Origin of the sequence: Pseudomonas shirazensis, from assembly GCF_050496565.1 — a bacterium.
Lineage (GTDB): Bacteria > Pseudomonadota > Gammaproteobacteria > Pseudomonadales > Pseudomonadaceae > Aquipseudomonas > Aquipseudomonas shirazensis_A.
Genome location: NZ_JBNWAE010000013.1, coordinates 1 through 18,744, shown reverse-complemented (window position 1 = coordinate 18,744; position 18,744 = coordinate 1). Strand labels below are relative to the sequence as shown.

20 protein-coding genes are annotated in these 18,744 nt (G+C 65.2%); 15 read left to right on the top strand and 5 right to left on the bottom strand.

The genetic code is table 11. The features are described 5' to 3' along the window. Window position 1 precedes the first annotated feature (1 nt). Window positions 2–313, top strand: coding sequence for an NGG1p interacting factor NIF3 (locus tag ACQZ2L_RS18390; protein WP_430327277.1), 312 nt, complete (start codon window positions 2–4; stop codon window positions 311–313). A gap of 219 nt (window positions 314–532) precedes the next feature. On the opposite strand, the gene ACQZ2L_RS18385 is transcribed toward ACQZ2L_RS18390, so the two are convergent. The 4 genes from ACQZ2L_RS18385 to tatA form a co-directional block, all read right to left on the bottom strand. Next, on the bottom strand, window positions 533–2,548 hold the full coding sequence (locus ACQZ2L_RS18385) for an HET-C-related protein (protein WP_430327276.1): 2,016 nt from the start codon (window positions 2,546–2,548) through the stop codon (window positions 533–535). An 86-nt stretch (window positions 2,549–2,634) separates the two neighbouring features. Next, a complete protein-coding gene (gene tatC / locus ACQZ2L_RS18380) occupies window positions 2,635–3,378 on the bottom strand; it encodes a twin-arginine translocase subunit TatC (protein WP_430327275.1) in 744 nt (247 codons plus the stop codon). Beyond that, window positions 3,375–3,665 (bottom strand): Sec-independent protein translocase protein TatB, encoded by a 291-nt coding sequence (gene tatB, locus ACQZ2L_RS18375; RefSeq protein WP_430327274.1) that lies wholly within the window; start codon window positions 3,663–3,665, stop codon window positions 3,375–3,377. Before tatB ends, tatC begins: the two co-directional genes overlap by 4 nt. Beyond that, on the bottom strand, window positions 3,665–3,898 hold the full coding sequence (gene tatA / locus ACQZ2L_RS18370; protein WP_430327273.1) for a twin-arginine translocase TatA/TatE family subunit: 234 nt from the start codon (window positions 3,896–3,898) through the stop codon (window positions 3,665–3,667). The genes tatB and tatA overlap by 1 nt, the downstream gene beginning before the upstream one ends. 322 nt (window positions 3,899–4,220) lie before the next feature. Here tatA and gspK point away from each other — a divergent pair, with 322 nt between their 5' ends. Then, window positions 4,221–5,183: a type II secretion system minor pseudopilin GspK gene (gspK, locus tag ACQZ2L_RS18365; RefSeq protein WP_430327272.1), complete on the top strand. Its 963-nt coding sequence runs from the start codon at window positions 4,221–4,223 to the stop codon at window positions 5,181–5,183. Between the two features lie 70 nt (window positions 5,184–5,253). On the opposite strand, the gene ACQZ2L_RS18360 is transcribed toward gspK, so the two are convergent. Next, a complete protein-coding gene (locus ACQZ2L_RS18360) occupies window positions 5,254–7,299 on the bottom strand; it encodes a PhoX family protein (RefSeq protein WP_430327271.1) in 2,046 nt (681 codons plus the stop codon). A 224-nt stretch (window positions 7,300–7,523) separates the two neighbouring features. Here ACQZ2L_RS18360 and ACQZ2L_RS18355 point away from each other — a divergent pair, with 224 nt between their 5' ends. The 13 genes from ACQZ2L_RS18355 to ACQZ2L_RS18295 all read left to right on the top strand — a co-directional run. Further along, complete coding sequence (locus ACQZ2L_RS18355) at window positions 7,524–9,164, top strand: lipoprotein UxpA (RefSeq protein WP_430327270.1); 1,641 nt, start codon at window positions 7,524–7,526, stop codon at window positions 9,162–9,164. Next, a complete protein-coding gene (locus tag ACQZ2L_RS18350; RefSeq protein WP_430327269.1) occupies window positions 9,161–9,586 on the top strand; it encodes a pilus assembly protein PilZ in 426 nt (141 codons plus the stop codon). Before ACQZ2L_RS18355 ends, ACQZ2L_RS18350 begins: the two co-directional genes overlap by 4 nt. A 4-nt stretch (window positions 9,587–9,590) precedes the next feature. After that, window positions 9,591–11,543, top strand: a complete 1,953-nt coding sequence (gene gspD / locus ACQZ2L_RS18345; RefSeq protein WP_430327268.1) for a type II secretion system secretin GspD — start codon at window positions 9,591–9,593, stop codon at window positions 11,541–11,543. Further along, window positions 11,543–12,991 carry a GspE/PulE family protein gene (locus ACQZ2L_RS18340; RefSeq protein ID WP_430327376.1) on the top strand — a complete coding sequence of 483 codons (1,449 nt, stop codon included), beginning with the start codon at window positions 11,543–11,545 and terminating at the stop codon, window positions 12,989–12,991. The genes gspD and ACQZ2L_RS18340 overlap by 1 nt, the downstream gene beginning before the upstream one ends. A gap of 3 nt (window positions 12,992–12,994) precedes the next feature. Further along, window positions 12,995–14,197, top strand: a complete 1,203-nt coding sequence (gene gspF / locus ACQZ2L_RS18335; RefSeq protein WP_430327267.1) for a type II secretion system inner membrane protein GspF — start codon at window positions 12,995–12,997, stop codon at window positions 14,195–14,197. Between the two features lie 15 nt (window positions 14,198–14,212). Further along, complete coding sequence (gene gspG, locus ACQZ2L_RS18330) at window positions 14,213–14,647, top strand: type II secretion system major pseudopilin GspG (protein ID WP_259075641.1); 435 nt, start codon at window positions 14,213–14,215, stop codon at window positions 14,645–14,647. Window positions 14,648–14,650: 3 nt separating this feature from the next. Further along, window positions 14,651–15,088: a type II secretion system minor pseudopilin GspH gene (gene gspH / locus ACQZ2L_RS18325; RefSeq protein ID WP_430327266.1), complete on the top strand. Its 438-nt coding sequence runs from the start codon at window positions 14,651–14,653 to the stop codon at window positions 15,086–15,088. Continuing rightward, window positions 15,085–15,453: a type II secretion system protein gene (locus tag ACQZ2L_RS18320; protein WP_430327265.1), complete on the top strand. Its 369-nt coding sequence runs from the start codon at window positions 15,085–15,087 to the stop codon at window positions 15,451–15,453. Before gspH ends, ACQZ2L_RS18320 begins: the two co-directional genes overlap by 4 nt. Beyond that, on the top strand, window positions 15,450–16,040 hold the full coding sequence (locus ACQZ2L_RS18315; protein ID WP_430327264.1) for a type II secretion system protein: 591 nt from the start codon (window positions 15,450–15,452) through the stop codon (window positions 16,038–16,040). The genes ACQZ2L_RS18320 and ACQZ2L_RS18315 overlap by 4 nt, the downstream gene beginning before the upstream one ends. After that, complete coding sequence (locus ACQZ2L_RS18310) at window positions 16,037–17,110, top strand: GspL/Epsl periplasmic domain-containing protein (protein WP_430327263.1); 1,074 nt, start codon at window positions 16,037–16,039, stop codon at window positions 17,108–17,110. Before ACQZ2L_RS18315 ends, ACQZ2L_RS18310 begins: the two co-directional genes overlap by 4 nt. Next, window positions 17,107–17,490 (top strand): type II secretion system protein GspM, encoded by a 384-nt coding sequence (gene gspM, locus ACQZ2L_RS18305; RefSeq protein WP_430327262.1) that lies wholly within the window; start codon window positions 17,107–17,109, stop codon window positions 17,488–17,490. The genes ACQZ2L_RS18310 and gspM overlap by 4 nt, the downstream gene beginning before the upstream one ends. Next, complete coding sequence (locus tag ACQZ2L_RS18300) at window positions 17,487–18,131, top strand: hypothetical protein (protein ID WP_430327261.1); 645 nt, start codon at window positions 17,487–17,489, stop codon at window positions 18,129–18,131. Before gspM ends, ACQZ2L_RS18300 begins: the two co-directional genes overlap by 4 nt. A gap of 151 nt (window positions 18,132–18,282) precedes the next feature. Further along, window positions 18,283–18,744, top strand: a 462-nt coding sequence (locus tag ACQZ2L_RS18295) for a hypothetical protein (protein ID WP_430327260.1), incomplete at its 3' end; no start/stop codon positions are given.

The window sequence follows — 18,744 nt, the reverse complement described above, 5'->3', positions numbered from 1 at the left end:
GGTGTACAAGCTCGCCTTCTTCGTCCCGGCCAGCCATGTCGAGGTGGTCAAGGCCGCCGTGTTTGCCGCCGGTGGCGGTCGCATCGGTGGCTATGAGCACTGCGCCTGGCAGACCCTCGGCCAAGGCCAGTTCCGCCCGATGCACGGCAGCCAGCCGTTTCTCGGGCGGGCTGGCGAGGTCGAGCTGGTCGACGAGTGGAAGGTCGAGCTGGTGGTGGCCGACGAGCTGATTCAGCAGGTTGTCACTGCCCTGAAGCTCAGCCACCCGTATGAGACGCCTGCTTATGAGGTTTGGCCATTGACTGACTTCTGAGCTGTCGTTGTCGTACCAATGAAAAGCCCTGGCAGGCAACTGCCAGGGCTTTTCCATTCACTGCAGCCGGGTTTGCCACGATCCCTGTAAGAGCGGCCTTGTGTCGCGAAAGGGCTGCGCAGCGGCCCCAAAATTTGTGCAGCACCGCAGAATCGCCGGGCCCGCTGCGCGCGCCTTTCGCGACACAAGGCCGCTCCTACAGGGGAGGCGTCCAGGCAGTTAATCGAAGAGCTTTTTCAGGCGCTCCCAGGCGCTCTGGTCAACGCTTGGGGCATGCTCGTGATGGAGTGCCTCGAAGATGGCCGCATCGCTCGCGTCCTTGATGTTGTCTGGATGCTCGCCGGCCCAGATGCTGACCAGTTCTTCCTGCCAGTCGCTGTCATTGGGGTGAGAGAAGTAGCTGCGCGCGACCTTTACCGGGTCGAGCAAGCGTCCGCCTTGCCAGTGTTTGAACATGGCAAGGCCGACATTGCGCACCGCGACCCGCGCCATCAGCGTCGCCAGGGTGTGCAGCGGGTGCACGTCATGGTCCTTGGCGAGCTGAGAGTGGGTCGGGTTGGTCGAGCCGGTCAGCATGGGGTTGCCACCGATCAGCGTCTGCACGTCATCCACTGAATTGCCGATCAGGTTGAGAATGGCCTGATAGCCGAGCTTGGTCAGGTCGGTCGCGCTGCGCAGCGGTGAGCCGAACATCCACGACACCAGCCGCGCGCCATTGAAACCGGGAATGTCGGCCAGGGTGTCACGCACTTCCAGCGAGGTCTTGAGGTACGCCTGCCATTTCGGATCAGGGTGGTCCTGCAACAGGATCAGCAGGGCCAGCTCGCTGTCGCTGCGCATCCCCGGGGTGATGGTTTCAAAGCCGGCCGAGGTCGGGAACAACGCCTTGGCCATCGGTTCGGCCAGGCTGGCGATTACGTCGCTGCCGGCGAACATGCCGGTGACGATTGGCCACCCGTGCTTGCAATCCGCTTGTGCGGTCCAGGTCAAGACATCGGCATGGCCCTGCTTGCGCAGGCTCAGCTCGGCATAGTTGGAGTGGGCGAAGTAGTCCTCCAGCACGTGCAGGGCCGCGCCGAATTCGCGCAGGCCTTCGGTACTTGGCCCCATGACCATGGCGGCGCTCAGGCGGGCGCACATGTAATCCACCGAGGTGCTGATGTAGCGCTTCATCGAGGTCTGCGGGTCGACCTGCAGCAGCGGGTCATCCTCGCGGATCGGCGCTTCGAAATCGCTGTCGATGTTGCGCGGATCAGCCGCGTTCGGGTTTGGGTTGCAGGGGTTGTCGATGTGTTCGCTTGGCCGGTACACGCCGAGCATTTGCGGGGTCACCCGGTAGTGATCGCGCTCCTGCGGGGTGCTTTGCAGGCCGGGAAAGTGGCGCAGCGCGAGCAGGTCGACCAGTTGTGTCAGGACCTCTCTGGAGAGCTTGGCGGGGAAGTCGTTCGGCGCGTCGGCAGCGCGTACCAGCTTGGGGTCGATGACTTGTGAGTAGTCGCGCAGCCAGTTGCCGAAGTAGATGGCCTGGCGCTGTTTTTCGGTGAAGCCGGCGAGCTTCAGGTCCTCGCCAATCGATTGGTGGCCCCATGAGCGCTCAGGGTGCCGATGATCGCCAGAGCCTGCGGAAAAACCTTCGCGGCTGCCGTGACTGGTGTCGGAAAATTGCGCTGCCTGGCCCTGGCTGTTGCGGATAAAGCGCCGCAGCATTGGCGGGTAGACCTGCAGCAAGCTGATCTGCCCTGCGTGGTGCACTCGGGCAACCTCATGCATGCCGCGTCTACCGGGAACGACGCAGCCGAACAGGTAGGCAAAGCGTGCGCCTTCCTCGTGTTCAGCGTCCGTCAAACAGCCGTCGTCGGCGCAGTTGGCGAGGTCCTGACGCAAGACGTTGTCCAGATGGTGACCGAACTCATGCAACAGAATGGTCGCCAGCTCGCACGCTGCGTTTGGCCGCTGCAATGCAGCATTGATCACCTGTGGATGGAGCTCTATGACGCGAGTGGCATTGTCGTAGCTAGCCTTGCCTTGCACGCGGGCAGTGACGCGGTGCACGGGGGTACTCAGGGTGCCACTGCGCAGGGTCTGTTGCAGTTGGCGGTAGCTTGCCTTGGGCAGGTCATCGCCGAATACCGGTGCGAACATCCGGTAGAAGGCTTGCGCCGAGAGCGGCGCGGCGATATCGGTCAGCAGGTCCAGCGCGAAGCGGGTCTGCAGGGTCACGGCGGGGGCAGTCATGATGGGAACTCGGCGAGGGATGAGCCGCCAGCATGTGAGCCCTCGCCGGGTACTGGGAGCAGGCAACCTGTCCCGCTGCATGCGCCTCAGTCGCGGCTGCGTGCCTTGGGCAGCGAGCTGCAGGTCAACAGCCCGACTTCAAACAGGATCCACATCGGCACTGCCAGCATCGTCTGTGAAAACACATCCGGCGGCGTCAGGATCATCCCCACCACAAAGCAGCCGACAATCACATAGGGCCGACTCTTGCGCAGCGTCGCCACATCGGTCAAACCGGCCCAGACCACGATGAAGGTCGCCACCGGGATCTCGAACGCCAGGCCAAACGCCAGAAACAGCGCCATGATGAAATCCAGGTACAGGCTGATGTCGGTCATCATCGCCACGCCATCAGGCGTCACGCTGGCGAAAAAGCCGAACATCATCGGAAACACCAAAAAGAATGCGAAGGCCATACCGCTGTAGAACAGGACGATGCTCGACAGCAGCAGTGGCAGGGCGATGCGCCGCTCGCGCTGGTACATGCCGGGCGCTATGAAGCCCCAGGCCTGATGCAGCAGCAACGGCATGGCCACGAACAACGCGCACATCGCGGTCAACTTGAACGGCGTCAGAAACGGCGAGGTGACGCTGGTGGCAATCATGCTGGTGCCTTCCGGCAAATATCTGCGCAGCGGTTCGGAGATCAGCGTGTACAACGTCTGTGCAAACGGAAACAGCGCAGCGAACAGCAGGCCGATCATCAGCAGCGCGCGCAGCAGGCGTTTGCGCAGTTCGCGCAGATGCTCGGTGATCGGCATGCGAGGCTGCTCAGACACAGCGATGCTCATGATGCATTCTCCTTGGCGATGACCGGCGCAGCGGCGTCATTGGCCGGCTGCGTGTCGAGGCGGATACCCTGGCGCAGGTCCTGTTCCAGGCGTTGCAGCGGCGCGCTGTCCAGTGTTGGCAGGTCGATCTCGCGTTCAACCTGGGTGCGCAGCGTGTGCATCGCGCGACGGGCCTGGCCCAGCACCCGGCCGACCGCGCGCGCCGCCACCGGCAGACGCTCGGGGCCGAGCACCAGCAGGGCGACGATGCCGACCAGCATCAGCTCGGTGAAGCCGATCTCGAACATCAGGCCTGACGGTCCGTGTGCGCCTGCGGCACGCTCTGCCCGTTCAGCGTTGGTGCCTGCTCGGCCTGAACATTGCCAGCGTTGTTGGCATCGGTATCGCCGCCCATGGATTTGCGAAAGCCCTGAATCGCCTCGCCAACATCGCTGCCCAGGCCCTTGAGGCGCTTGGTGCCAAACAGCAGAAACACGATCAACAGCACGATCACCAGTTGCCAGATTCCAATACCACCCATGTCAGCGCATTCCTGTAAGACCAAAAAAAGAGGGCAATCCTGTGTATGCCGGCCAGTTAGGGTAATTGGGGCTGCCTTGCAGCCCTTCGCGGGCAAGCCCGCTCCCACAGGGATATGCGGCGCCGCCTCAATCTGTGGGAGCGGGTTTACCGGAACGCCGGACCGCCGCGAAGGGGCGCGTAGCGGCCCCAGTCGGCTTGACTGACCTCAGGTAATCCTGCCTGTCCCAGATGACGCCTGGATGACGGTCGAGCAGTTGCCATCTGCCTGCAACACGCACGGTGTTGACTGGCGGCTTTCGGTGATGAAAAGGCAGGCGGCAATGGGCGGTAGGCAACAGCAGGGCGCGGCACTGTTGATGGTCATGGTGGCGCTGGCGATGCTGGCTGCGGGCTTGACCTGGCTGGTCGAGGGTGGCCGTCGCCAGGTCGATGAAGTGCGCCTGCTGCAGCAGCGGGTGCATGCACGGGCGATGCAGCAGGCCGGCCTGGCCTATGCCAGGCAAGCCCTGCGCGATCCGGCCTGGCGGCTCAGCCCGCTGTTCTGGCAGGCCCTGCGCGGGCAGCCACTGAATTACGATTTCGCCGGCGGCACGGCGCAGTTGCGGGTGCGCGATCAGCACACCTGTTTCAACGTCAATGCTCTGCTGGGCAACGATGCCGAGCGCGCCGAGCGCCAGCTGCGCTACCTGCTGGGCGACAACATGGCGGCTGAACGGCTGGTGCACGGCCTGGCGGACTGGCTCGACAGTGACAGCGACGCCCGCCTGCAAGGCGCCGAAAGTGTCCAGTATCTGCGCCAGCAGCCACCGCGGCTGGCGGCCAATCAGCCGATGCTCGACAGCAGCGAACTGAACCTTCTGCTGGAGCCGGACGCGACCCGCCAGCGCCGCTATCCGATGTTGTGTGCGATCGCGCAGACCAGCGGCTGGCGCTTGAACGCCAATGCCTTGGGCCTGGAACACCTGGAGCTGCTCGATGCGTTGTACGAAGGCAAATATCCGCGGTCACTGCTCAGCCGCATTGTCAGTGGCCGGCCTGCGACCGGTTATGCCGATGCAGCGGATCTGCGCCAGGCGCTGGGCGCTGTCGATGACGAAACATTCGAGCGCTTGAGTGAGGGCTTGCTGCTCAACAGCGGCCATTACCTGTTGCAGCTGTCGTTCGAGGAAGAGGGGCTGAGCTTGCGCAGTCAGTTGCAGATCGAGGCTCTGGGTGTGGTGCAGTGGCATGCGCGGGTGCCGGCGCAGCAGGTGCGCGTCAGGGCGCGCGAACCATTATTGTGAGCCCACAGACGAGAACGCCCCGGTTGCAGTGCCAGGATGGCGCTGCAACCGGGGCGTTGATCAAGCGCAATCAGGCAGTGCCGATCTCGCCGCCATCATTACGCTGAATGACTACCGTGGAAGCCCGCGGGCGCACCGTGGCACCTGCCGGAGTGGCGTCGGTAGCAACGTCGTTGTACGGCCAGTTGTCCGGATGCTGGATGTTGACGAACATCGACTTGTTGTCTGGGGCAAAGGCAATCCCGGTCACTTCGCAGCCGTTCGGGCCGACGAAGAAACGGCGCAGGGCCGACTGGTTCTGCGCGTTCACCGGGATCTGCTTGCCAGCAGCATCGACCAGATCGGTCGGGATCACCGCCAGCAGCTGGTCGTTGGTGTAGTCGGTAAGGGTCGACTCGCCGTTGTCGGTTTCGATCCAGAGTACGCCGCGGCTGTCGAAACTCATGCCATCAGGGCTGGCGAACTGGTTCAGCTCGGTCAGCCCGGAGCGGTTGATATCGGCAGTGCCGGCAGCGTTGGCGCCAAACACGAAGATGTCCCAGGCGAAGCTCAACTGGTCGTCGCTGTCGTGCCAGCGGATCACGTGGCCATGACGGTTCGGCCCGCGTGGGTTGGCGGCATCGACCTTGTCCGCGGTGCGCGCGCTGTTGTTGGTGAGGGTCAGGTAGACGTCACCGTTGACCGGGTGTACCGCGGTCCACTCGGGTCGGTCCATCGGCGTTGCGCCAACAGCGTCGGCGGCGCCGCGGGTATTGATGATGATCCCCGGCAGGTCACCGAACAGCGCGCCCAGGGTGCTGCCGCCGGTGGTGGCGGTGGCGACGTCGAGCAGCAGCCAGTTGCCGCTGCCGTCGGCATTGAAGCGGGCCACGTACAGCTTGCCCTGGTCCATGTACTTGGCACCGGTCGCCAGGCGGTCGGCCGGGGTGGCGTCCGCCGGGTCCCAGACCGCGTCGGAGACGAACTTGTACAGGTATTCGTTGTTGGAGTCGTCGCCGGTGTACCAGACCAGCGGTTTGCCCGCGACCGGCAGGCCCGGGCAGCAGCCCTCGTGACGGAAGCGGCCCAACGCGGTGCGCTTCACTGCCAGGGTGCTGGCGTTGTACGGGTCGATCTCTACGATGTAGCCGTAGGTGCTGGCTTCGTTGCGGTAGTCGTCGGTGGCGCTGGCGCCGCTTGGGGTAATGTTGAAACGGCCGAATTCATCGTCCACTTCGCTGGCATCACCGGCACAGGTTTCCCAGCGGTACTGGCCACGGGTGGCGCTGACGCCGATGCGCACCTGATCCGCCGGGCGGGTCGCGGTATTGACGAAGATACCTGGCCAGTTTTCTTCGCAGGTCAGGTAGGTGCCCCACGGCGTGTAGCCATTGCCGCAGTTGTTGTTGGTGCCGCGGCACTGGGTGCCGGCTGGGGAGAATTTGGTCTTGACGTGTTCGCTGCCGCGCAGCGGGCCGGCGATGTCCATCAACGACACCGTGGTGAAGCGGCGGTTGAGCGGGTCGTTGTCGACCACTTGCCAGCGCCCGCTGACCTTGCTCAGGCGAACCACGCCGGCGCCGTGAGCGTTGATTTCCTTGCGTGCTTCTTCCACCGGGCGCTTGCCGCTGCCGTCGGTGGTGGGGCCGGCCGGGTGCAGCGCAGCGGCATCGATGTACTCGAAGTTGATCGCCAGCAGGCCGTCATCCGAGCTGCCGTTGATAGGGAAGAAGTGCATGCCGTCGTGGTGCATGCCCATGGCGTTGGCCTGGTCGGTGGAGGTGTTGCTGCCATCGGACTTCCACGGGTTGGCGTTGCTGTTCAGCGGTGTGCCCCAGGGCGCCAGCACGTAGGCGCTGTAGCCGGCAGCGACGACACAGGCATCGGTGCGCGAGCCAGCGATGGAGTCGAAACCGAGCTTGAGTTTGACCGGCTCCGGGGTAGACGGCGAGTCATTGTCGGAGCCGCCACCACTGTCGAAACAGCCTGTCAGACCGGTGCCGGCGATCATTGCGATGGCGGCGCCAAGGCTGCCGCGCATCACGGTGCGACGGCTCAGGTAGGTGTCCATGACGCTGGCCATCGGCAGGTTGCCGCTTTGGTTGCGGTCCAGGTTGTCGCCGGTGTCTCGACTCATCAGGGTGTCCTTATAGTGGCTGAGTTGGAGGAAACCGCGACTGTAGTGCTCAAGTGTGATGTTTCCTTGGCAGAAATATTAAGGTCTGCTTAAAACTAGCAGTTCTTACCAGTGCTTCTTTACAGATCAATCGGCGATTACTGTCGGATATCTGCCATGAAACTGTCATCTGAGCGCCGCAATATCCGAACCCCAACGTGAACTCGGAAAAGGATGCGGGCCTGATGGTTAGCAGTGTGGGCAGACGCGAGGTAATCAGCTGGATGGGTGTGGCGGCATTGACGCCGTTGCTCGGCGCCTGCTCGGCGCTGCCCGGCCAGCGTAGCGGCGGCGCGCCGCTGGACCTGCTGTATCTGGCCGACACCCTGGATGCCCGCCAACCCGGCCAGGCGGTGGTGCCGGCGACGCGCCTGGGGCCGGTCAGCCACCTCGGCCGCGCGCCGTGGATGACCGGCGCTAGCGCCAGTGCTGCATCCCCGGAGCTTGCGCCCTTGCTGGATGCCAGCCAGAGCAGCCGCGCACAGCTGGGTGGTTACCCGGTGCTGGCCGCGTTGCTCGAGCAGCTGCGCAGCGAAGCCGGAGCAGACAACTGCCTGACCCTGGAGAACGGCCAGGGTTGGAATGGCAGCGGCCTGGCTTACCTGAGCCAGGGCGAAAGCGGCGTGCAGGGCAGCCAGCTACTGGGCAGCGATGTGCGCGTCAGCAGCGATGAACGTGTGCTGTGGCCACAGCGCTGTGCCGCGCTGTATCAGCAGTCCGCGGCGGCGACACTGGGCGCCGGCCTGTCTGCCGAGCAGAGCAAGGCGCTGGGCATCGACAGCCTGCGGGTGTTCCAGCGCGCAGGTGTGCGAATTGCTGTGGTCGGCGTGACCGACCCTTATGCGCAGGATCAAAAAGCCTCTCTGAAGCAGTGGTACCAATCGCTGCAGGCGGTATTCCAGCAGGCGCGGCGCGAGGCTGATCTGGTCGTCGCGCTGGCCGATGTCGGCACCGGCCCGGGCCTGTGGCTGGCCGAGCGCGTGGCTGAAATCGACGTGCTGCTGTGCGCCCGTGGCCAGGACTTGTGGCCGGCACCCGTGCTGGCCAGCCAGGCCAATGGCCGGCAGGTACCGGTGCTGTTCGCTGGTTGCCGAGGCAGCGGCGCGTTCCGTTTGCGCTGCCAGCAGGTGGCGGGTCAATGGCAGTTTCAGGCGCGGTTCTTCCCGGCCTTCGAGCAGCAGTTGACGCCCGCCGCCCAGGACCGCGCCGCACAGCTGCGCAGTGTGCTGCGTGTACAGCGTGCCGGCCATGCCGCTTGGCTCGATCAACCGTTGGCGCGAGCGCCGCAAGCCCTGTGGCGGCGCGATACGCGCGGCGGCAGTTGGGATGCTTTGCTCCATCAAGCATTGACCGACAGCAGCGCCATGCCGGTGTTGCTGCCGGGGCTGCGCTACGACTATCCGTTGGCGGGCGGTGAAATGATCACCCGCGAGCACCTGATAAGCCTTACCGGTGGCTACCCGGCGCCCGTGGTCGAAGCGCCAGCGCGGCAGGTTGAACAAGTGCTGGAAAACGCCGCCGAGCAGTTGTTCGGCGACCCACTGCTGCTCGACAACAGCCAGGATCTACCCCGCTGGCAAGGCCAGGCCTGGCGCGTCAGTTACAGCCCGCAAGGCAAGCGTATCGCTGACTTTGCCACGGTGCAGGGCCAGTGCCGCACCTTCGGCCTGCAGTTCGCCGCCGATGCCGGTGAACCGCTGTGGCAAACCCTCGAAGCCTGGTTGCGTCGTCAGCCCAGCGACTGGCGCCTGGCACCGCTGCAGTTGCCTGAGGTGCGCTATGTGCAGGGGCATCCTGGCTGGCACCCACGGCAGGCCGCGGCGTGAGCTGGAGCAGTCGCTTCGGCGCCTTTTTGCTGTTGACTTTCGCCGGCTGGCTGGCGGCGCAATGTGTGTTGCAGCTCAGCCGTCAGCCGCTACCGGCCACGGCGATGCAGCTTGAATACGCGGCCATTCCCGGGCTGATGGTGGGGCACTGGCAGGCCCCGCTCGATACTGGCGAGATCCCTCTGACCCGGCTGCCGTTGCAGTACCTCGGCGGGCTGCGTGCTCAGCCGCTGTCGGCGACGGTGGTGGTGCTGCGCTTCGGCGAGCAGATTCGCACCTTGGGCCGCGGCCAGCGGCTGGCGCCGGGCATCGTGCTGCAGGACATCGATGGCGCAGGCCTGATTATCGACAACCAGGGGCGGCGCGAACGCCTGCCCTGGCCGCCACGGCCCGCCGTGACCGGCTTCAAGCGGCAAGGATGAGTTGATGTTTGCTAGATACTGCGCAGCGGCTGCATTGAGCCTGAGCCTGTCATTGGCCTGGGCCGAAGAGCCCGAGGTGCTCGACGAAGGCGGCACGCCGATGTACGAAGTGAATTTCGTCGACACCGACCTGGTCGAGTTCATCCACAGCGTGTCGCGGATCACCGGCACCACGTTCATCGTCGACCCGCGAGTCAAAGGCAAGGTCACCGTGCGCACCGTCGACCGGCATGACGCCGACGCCATCTACGATATTTTCCTCGCCCAGTTGCGTGCGCAGGGTTACGCCGCCGTCGACCTGCCCAATGGCAGCGTCAAGATCGTCCCCGATCAAGCCGCGCGGCTCGAGCCGGTGCCGGTCGAAAACGCCGCCAGCAAGAATACCGGCAGCGATGGTGTCGCCACCCGTGTGTTCAATGTGCGCAATGCGGGCAGCGAGCAGATGCTGGGCATCATCAAGCCGTTGATCGATCCCCGGGTGGGCGTGATCACGCCGTACCCTGCGGCCAACTTGCTGGTGGTGACCGACTGGCGCCGCAACCTCGAACGCATCGACAGCCTGCTGCGCGAACTCGACCAGGTCAGCGAAGAGCCGCTGCAGGTGATGAAACTGCAGCACGCCAGCGCTGCCGATACCGCCCAGTTGGTCACGCGGCTGCTGGCCAGTGAACAGGCCGCCGACCGGGCCCAGGTGGTGGCCGACCCGCGCAGCAATGCCTTGCTGGTGCGCGGCAGCGCCGACAGCCGTGAGCGCGTGCGCGCCTTGCTGGCGCAGCTGGATCGGCCCGGCGACAACCTGCACAGCAGCAACACCCAGGTGATCTACCTGCGCCATGCCAATGCCAGCGAAGTGGTCAAGGTCTTGCGCGGCCTCAGCCAGACCGGCGCGGTGCCGGCGGAAGGGCAGGGCGAGGGCAAAGAGGCGCCCGTGGCCATGGCCAGTGACTCCGGCATTCGCCTGGAATACGAGGAGGGCACCAACGCCGTGGTCATGGTCGGCCCGGACAGCGAGCTGGCGGCCTATCGCAACATTGTCGAGCAGCTGGACATCCGCCGAGCGCAGGTGGTGGTCGAGGCGATCATTGCCGAGGTCTCCGACATTCAAGCCCAAGAGTTGGGTGTGCAGTGGCTGTTTGCCGACGAGAAATTCGGCGCAGGCGTAGTCAATTTCGGCAACAACGGGGTGAACATCGCCGGTATCGCCGGCGCTGCCGCCGAGGGCGACACCAGTGCGCTGGGCAAGCTGCTGTCGTCCACCACCGGGGTGACTGCCGGCATCGGCAACTTCGGCGGTGGCTTCAACTTCGCCATGCTGGTCAACGCACTCAAGGGCAAGAGCGGCTTCAACCTACTGTCGACGCCAACCCTGTTGACCCTGGACAACGCCGAGGCGTCGATCCTGGTCGGGCAGGAGGTGCCGTTCGTGACCGGCTCGGTGACCCAGAACAACGCCAACCCGTACCAGACCATCGAGCGCAAGGAGGTCGGGGTCAAGCTGCGGATCAAACCGCAGGTCAACGTCGACAACAGTGTGCGCCTGGATATCGTCCAGGAAGTTTCGTCGATTGCCGACAGCAGCAGCGCCAGTGACGTCATCACCAACAAGCGCGAGATCAAGACCAAGGTCATGGTCGAGGACAACGGCCTGGTGATTCTCGGTGGCCTGATCAGCGATGAATTGAGCACCAGCAACCAGCGTGTGCCGCTGCTGGGTGATGTCCCGGTGCTGGGCCGCTTGTTCCGCTCCGATGCCAGCCGCAATACCAAGCAGAACCTGATGGTGTTCATCCGCCCGCGCATCCTGCGTGACGGTCCAAGCCTCGCTGGCCTGAGCCAGGACAAGTACCGCAGCTTGCAGCAGAGCACGCCGCTGCAATTGCCGGCATTGGCCGAAGGCTCGCAGTTGTTGCAGGTGTTCCCGGCCAGCCGCGCGCGGCTCGAAGGCGGTAACTGGTGATGCTGCCCTATCGCCTGGCGCGCCAGTCCGGCCTGGCCCTGGCGCCACTCGCCGAAGGTTGGCAGCTGTGGCTGCGGGCCGACGCTGACAGTGCGCAGTTGCAGGAGCTACTGCGCGTGCACGGCCAGCCGGCAGCGGTCGAGTACTTGCCGGCAGCAGACTTCGATCAACGCCTCGGCCAGCTCTATCAGGCCGGCAGCGCGGCCAACCAGGCGTTGATCGAAGGCATCGGCGAGCAGGTCGATCTCGACAGCCTGATGAGCGAAATGCCACGCATCGAAGACCTGCTCGAAAGCGATGACGAAGCGCCGGTGATCCGCCTGATCAACGGCTTGTTCGGCCAGGCCATGCGCCTGCGTGCATCGGACATCCACATCGAAACCTTCGAGCAAAGCCTGGTGGTGCGCCTGCGCGTCGACGGCCACCTGCGCGAAGTCCTGCGCCCGCCGCGTGCGCTGTCGGCGATGCTGGTGTCGCGGATCAAGGTCATGGCCCGCCTCGATATCGCCGAAAAACGCCAGCCACAGGACGGCCGGATCACCTTGCGTGCAGCCGGCCGCGAGATCGATGTGCGGGTCTCGACCTTACCCGGTATCCACGGTGAGCGGGTGGTGATGCGCGTGCTCGACAAGCAGGCCAGCCTGCTGGCGCTGGACAACCTGGGCATGCCCGCGGCCGTGTTGCAGGGCTTGCGCAATTGCCTGGCGCGGCCCAATGGCATTGTCCTCAGTACCGGCCCGACCGGCTCGGGCAAGACCACCACCCTGTACGCCAGCCTCAACAGCCTCAACGACGGCAGCCGCAATATCCTCACCGTGGAAGATCCGGTCGAATACGCCATCGCCGGCATTGGCCAGACCGCGATCAACCCACGCGCCGGGCTGACCTTTGCCGCCGGCCTGCGGGCGATTCTGCGTCAGGACCCGGACGTGATCATGCTCGGCGAAATCCGCGACCAGGAGACTGCACAGATTGCCGTGCAGGCCAGCCTCACCGGCCATTTGGTGCTGTCGACCTTGCATACCAACAGCGCTGTGGGCGCCGTTACCCGTCTGCGCGACATGGGCATCGAGCCGTTTCTGATTGCCTCGTGCCTGCGCGGCGTATTGGCCCAGCGGCTGGTCCGGCAATTGTGCAGCTGTGCTGTCGCGCAGCCGCTGCAGGCCGCAGAAAAACAACTGTTCCCTGAACTGCGCGCGCTGCGCGAGACCTTTCACGCGGTCGGCTGCGAAGCCTGCCAGGGCAGCGGCTATGCCGGGCGGATGGGCCTGTACGAATTCGTTGAGCTGGATGCTGGGCTGATTGCCTTGCTCTACGAGGGTGCAAGCGAAGTGGCGATGCACACCTATCTGGCCAACCGTCGGCGCAGCCTGGTGAGCATGGCCAGTGACTGTCTGCAGCGCGGCCAGACCAGCCTGGCCGAAGTGCTGCGCGTGGTCCAGGGCTAGCCTATGCCGACCTATCGCTATCAGGCCGTCGACCTTGCCGGCAAACGCCATTGCGCCACTTTGCAGGCCGATAGCGAGCGCCATGCGCGGCAGTTGTTGCGCGAGCAGGGGATGTTCGCCAAAGACCTCAAGCGCCACGACAACGCGACCGGTCGCTCCCGTCGCCAGCGCCTCAGCCGGGCGCAGCTGTGCGAGCTGACCCGCCAACTGGCAACCCTGACTGGCGCCGGTATCCCTCTGGTCGATGCGCTCGCCACGCTGGAGCGGCAGTTGCGCCAGCCGGCGCTGCAAGCGGTACTGGTCGGTGTGCGCGGGGCGTTGGCCGAGGGCCTTGGGCTGGCCCGGAGTTTGGCCCGGCAGGGCGCGCCGTTCACTGGTCTGTACTGCGCGCTGGTCGAGGCCGGTGAGCGTTCCGGGCGGCTGGCGCAGGTGCTGACGCGGCTGGCTGATCACCTTGAACAGGTCCAGCGACAACAACACAAGGCGCGCACGGCGTTGATCTATCCAGCGGTGCTGATGGGCGTGTCGCTGGCCGTGGTGATCGGTTTGATGACGTTCGTGGTGCCCAAACTCACCGAACAGTTTGCCCATTCCGGGCAGAGCCTGCCGCTGGTGACCTCGATCCTGATTGGCCTCAGCCAGGGCCTGGTCAGCGCCGGGCCGTGGCTGCTGGCAGTTGCGCTGGTGTCCGGTGTGGCCAGCAGTTGGCTGCTGCGCAAGCCGCAGTGGTGCCTGCGCCGCGATCAATGGCTGCTGCGCCTGCCGCGCATCGGCGGCTTGCTGCAGGTGCTGGAAAGCGCGCGGCTGGCGCGCAGCCTGGCGATCCTCAGCAGCAGTGGAGTGGCCCTGCTCGAAGCGCTGCAGGTGGCCACCGAAACGGTAGGCAACCGGCGCATCCGCCAGGCCATGGAACAGGTCCGCCAGCAGGTCGAGGGCGGCACCAGCCTGCACCGGGCATTGGACGCCAGCCAACAATTTCCGCCACTGCTGGTGAACATGGTCGGCAGCGGCGAGGCCAGCGGCACCCTGGCCGACATGCTCGAGCGCGTGGCCGACGACCAGGAGCGCGGCTTTGCCCGTCAGGTCGATACCGCGATGGCGCTGTTTGAACCTTTGATGATTCTGGTGATGGGCGGCGTGGTGCTGTTCATCGTGCTGGCGGTGTTGCTGCCGATCATGCAACTCAACCAAGGCCTGCAACTGTGACAAGGAGAACCGCCAATGCAGCATCGACGTAAGCGCCAACAAGGCTTCACCCTGATGGAAATCATGGTGGTGATTTTCATCATCGGCCTGCTCATCGCCGTGGTCGCACCGAGCGTGCTGGGCAATCAGGACAAGGCCATGCGCCAGAAGGTCATGGCCGACCTGGCAACGCTCGAGCAGGCGCTGGACATGTACCGGCTCGACAACCTGCGCTTTCCCAGCAACGAGCAGGGCCTGGCGGCGCTGGTTACAAAACCGGTCGCCGAACCCGTCCCGCGGGCCTGGCGCAGCGACGGTTATATCCGCCGCTTGCCAGAAGACCCGTGGGGCACTCCGTACCAATACCGCATGCCCGGCGAGCATGGTCGGGTCGACGTGTATTCGCTCGGTGCCGATGGCGTAGCGGGCGGCGAAGACCTGGATGCCGACCTGGGCAACTGGGCGCTGTGACCGATGCTCGCCCAGCGTGGCTTCAGCCTGATCGAGTTGCTCGTGGTGCTGGCGATTGCCGGCTTGATGAGCGGCCTCAGCGTGGCCTGGCTCGACAGCGGCAACAGCACCGTCAGCCAGGCGCTCGACCGACTGGCTGCACAGACCCGCGAGCAAGCCGCGCTGGCGCGCCATGCCGGGCAACTGCGCGGGCTGCGCTGGAACGGCCAGCAGCCGGAGTTTGTCCGCCGCGAGGGCGACGCCTGGGTGGTCGAACCGGTGCGCCTCGGCCAGTGGCCGAAGACGCTGCGCCCGGACTGGTCCGCCAGTGCTACGCCGCAATTGCTGTTCACTCCCGAGGGCTGGGCGCGGCCGGGTTCGCTGCTGTGGCAGTGGCCGCAAGGCAGCCAGCGCTGGCAGTGGGGTCGCGACGGCCAACTGCTGACCCAGGCTGCGCCATGAAGTCGCGGCAGTGCGGCTTCACCTTGCTGGAAGTGGTGGTCGCGCTGGCCATCGCCTCGGTGCTGGCGGTGATCGCCAGTCAGGTCCTGCGCCAGCGCCTCGCTGTGCAGGAAACAGTCCAGCAGCACCGCCTCGGCCTGCTCTGCGCGCGCGAGCTGCAGGCACGTTTTGTCGTCGAGCAATACTGGCCTGCGGCCAATCAAGGCAGCGGCGAACTGCAGCAGGGCGCGCAGACCTGCCATTGGCGCCTGCAACTACGCAGCACCGGTGTGCGCGACCTGCGCCGTGGCGAACTGCAACTGTTCGCTGACCGCGAGCAGCGCCTGCCGCTGGGTTTGTACAGCGTGTTTCTGGAGCGGCCATGAAACGCCAGCAGGCCGGCCTGACCCTGGTCGAGCTGATGGTCGCGCTGGCCCTGACCGCAGTGCTCGGCATCATGCTCGCCGCGCTGGTCAATGGCTGGCTCAAGGTTCGCGAACGCCTCGACAGCACCAGCAGCGAAAGCAGTGTACTCGAATTTTGCCTGGCGCTGGAGCGGCGTTTCGACAGCCCGGTGCTGCGCCGTCTCTACGAGCAGCGCTTGCCGTTGGCCGTGCGCTGGCTCGACTGGCAGCCACAGGCGCAGCAGTTGCTCTGGGTGGCTGCCGCCGCCTGGCCGCAGGCCGAGGGCGGTTCACGCCTACAACGCCAGCGCCTGCGCTTCGATCCGCGCGAGCAGCAGTTGCTGTTGGAAAGCTCGGCAGACCTGTACGCCGTCGGCATGCCGCATTGGGTCGTGCGCGAGCGGTTGCCGCGGGTCAGCAGTTGGAGCGTTGTTTATTACCAGGGCGGCCGCTGGCTGGCCTGGCCTTCCGACCAGCCGGCACACCCTGGCGCGGGTGTGCGGCTGCATTTGCAGCGTGATGGAGCACCTTATGTCTGCACGTTCGTCCTGCCCTGGGGGCTTTCATGAAGCATGAATGGCGGTGGCGCTCGCCAGCGCGGCCTTGGTTGCTGGTGCGGCCCGTGGCGGATGGGCATTGGCACTGGTGCCTGCTGGACAATGGCGTGCTCTGTGACGAGGGGCAGGGCCGCCCGCCGCAGGGCCTGAACGCTCGGGTTGGCCTGGTGGTGCCGGGCGAGGCGTGCAGCCATTTTCAGGTGCCGGCGCCGCCCGGGCTCAAGCGTGAGGAATGGCCGCTGCTGTTGGAGGATCGCCTGTTGCAAGCAAGCGATGAGGTTGACTGTGCCTGCATCGGTCGAGCGGCAGGGCAATTGCGGCTGGTAGTGGTGGCACGCCATCGGCTCGATGGCTGGCTGGCGCAGTGCGTGGAATGGGACATGCAGGTGGAGCGTTGCTGGTCGCAGTTTCAGCTCTTGCCGACGCTCGAGCGGGGCAGTGGATGGCTGTGGCGACAGGAGCAATCGACCTTGTATGCGCGGGTGGACGGGGAGGGCAGCGAACACTGGCTGGCCTGGCCACAAGGGTTGGCTGGTGCTCCTGCACCGTGGGATACGCAGGTATTTACGCAGGTCGATGGACCCTGGCCGCAACGAATTGCGCATCTCGATGCCGTACCCGGGCTGCGGGAAATGCGCCGTCCGCGTAAATCGTTGAATGTTACGGGTCAGCACAAGCGCCTGATCGTCGTCTGTCTGGTGCTCGCTGCCGTCTGGAGCGGTCTGTGGCTGAGCCAGCAATGGCGTCAGGCCCAGCTGTATCGTGAGCAGGTACTGGCTGTCACCGGCCCGCAGGCCACACCGCGCCAGGCGGCTCAGGCACTCAAGCAGCTGCGTGCTGCCGACGGCGAGCGGGCCTTGCGCCTGCGCCGGCTCGACGGTTTGCAAGAGCAGTTGCAGGACTGGTTGCACACGCATCCGCAGTGGCGTCTGCGCGCGGTGCGCTTCGATGGCCAGCGTTGGCACCTGCACCTGGATGGCGAGGGCACACTGCCGCCGTGGGATGAAATGGCCACTGCGGTCGGCGCTGCAGTACAGGTGCAGGCACAGGGCGTGGTCTTCGATCTGGGGAGCAGTTCATGATCCGCGCGTTATCGCCGCGCCTGCGTATGCGCTTTGCCTTTGGCCTGATCGCGCTATTGCTGATCGTCATCCTGGCGCGGGAGGCGACGGCACGTTGGGCTCAGATGAGCCAATGGCGAGGGCTGGCCGAAACTGCGGTCAGCCTTGAGCGCAACCCTGGCTTGAGCGTGGAGCGCCTACGCCAATCCGCTCAGGCTCGGCATATCGAGCTGCAGGTCGAGCTGCAGGACGAGGCCTGGCATGTGCGTGGTTCAGTCGCCGACGAGAAGGTGCTCCTGGCATGGCTGCAAGCGCTGCAGGCCGAGGGCGTGCAGCCGCTGCAGTGGGGCATGGAGCAGGCGGGCAAGCAGCTGCGCTTCGACTTGCAGTTTCGGCCATGAGGGCGCGCGTGCTGCTGTGGCCGGCGCTTGTATGCGCTGTCACGCTGCTGGTCGAGTTGCCCGCTGGCTGGTTGGTGCCCGGCAGGGTGGTCAGCGGCAGCCTCTGGCACGGGCAGGCCGAGCAGGTGGGTGATGTCGGGCCGCTGAGTTGGCAGTGGCGGCCGTGGCGCCTTCAGGCCGAGGTCCGCTTGGCTTATCAGGGGCAGGCGTGGCTGGCGCGTCTGAGCGGTTTGCCCTGGCGCTGGCGGGCAGAGGTCGAGGCGCTCGAGGCAGCGCCGAGCGTGCCGGTGGCTTATCGCCTGCCGGGGCAATGGCAGGGGCATGTCAGGGTCAATGGCGTCTGGCGACAGTGCGCCGGTAGCGAGGGGCGTTTGCAGGTCAGCGATCTCGCGCTGGTAACGCCCTGGTCGCTGGGCTTGGGGCAAGGCTGGCTAGAAATGCGCTGCGCGGGTGACTGGCGCTTGCAGGGTGCATTGGCCTTGCAGGGGCAACACCAGCTCAATCTGGATGCTGACCTGCTCGCTCGCCGCGCGCGGCTCGGTTTCGAGGTTCAGCCAGAAGCCGCGCTGACGCCGTTGCTGCGTGGTGCGCAATGGCTGGGGCCGCAGGCAGTCAAGGGCGAGCGGCTGGTCAGGTGGTAGTGGCAGTCAACGGCGCCCCATTCTGCTCAGCCCGTGCGACCGTCCGGGCTCAAGACGAGTCTCGCGATACCTGGCATTTCTGTCAGTTTCGCCTGCGCATCAATCGGCTTAGCCTGCAGACAATTCTGCTGAATTCCCTGAGGCACCAACGATGTCCAATGCTCGAGTGACCGTCCTTTCACATGCCTCGGCACCCCTGACGTTCAAAGTGGCAAGGTCACCGGAAGTGGTCAAGCCGACCATCGACTCGGTTAAAGATGACAAAGACAAGGACGTTTCCAAAGACAGCTCGACGGTGTCGACCACGCTGAAATTGGTCGGCAAGGCGTCGCCCAGTCAGAAGTTGGAAATCCGCAATGGGACTAACAAGCTGGGAGAAGCGACCGCCAATGCTAACGGCGACTGGCACACCACGCTAACCGGCCTGACCGTGAAAGCCTACGCCCTGAAGGCGCATGGTTTGTACGGCAGCAACCCAGCTTCCGATCCCTGGAATGTGACCATCGTCCAGTCTGTTACCCCAACCCTCATCTCGGTGAAGGATGACAAAGACAAGGACGTGTCCAAAGGCAGTTCGACGGTGTCGACCACGCTGAAGTTGGTCGGCAAGGCA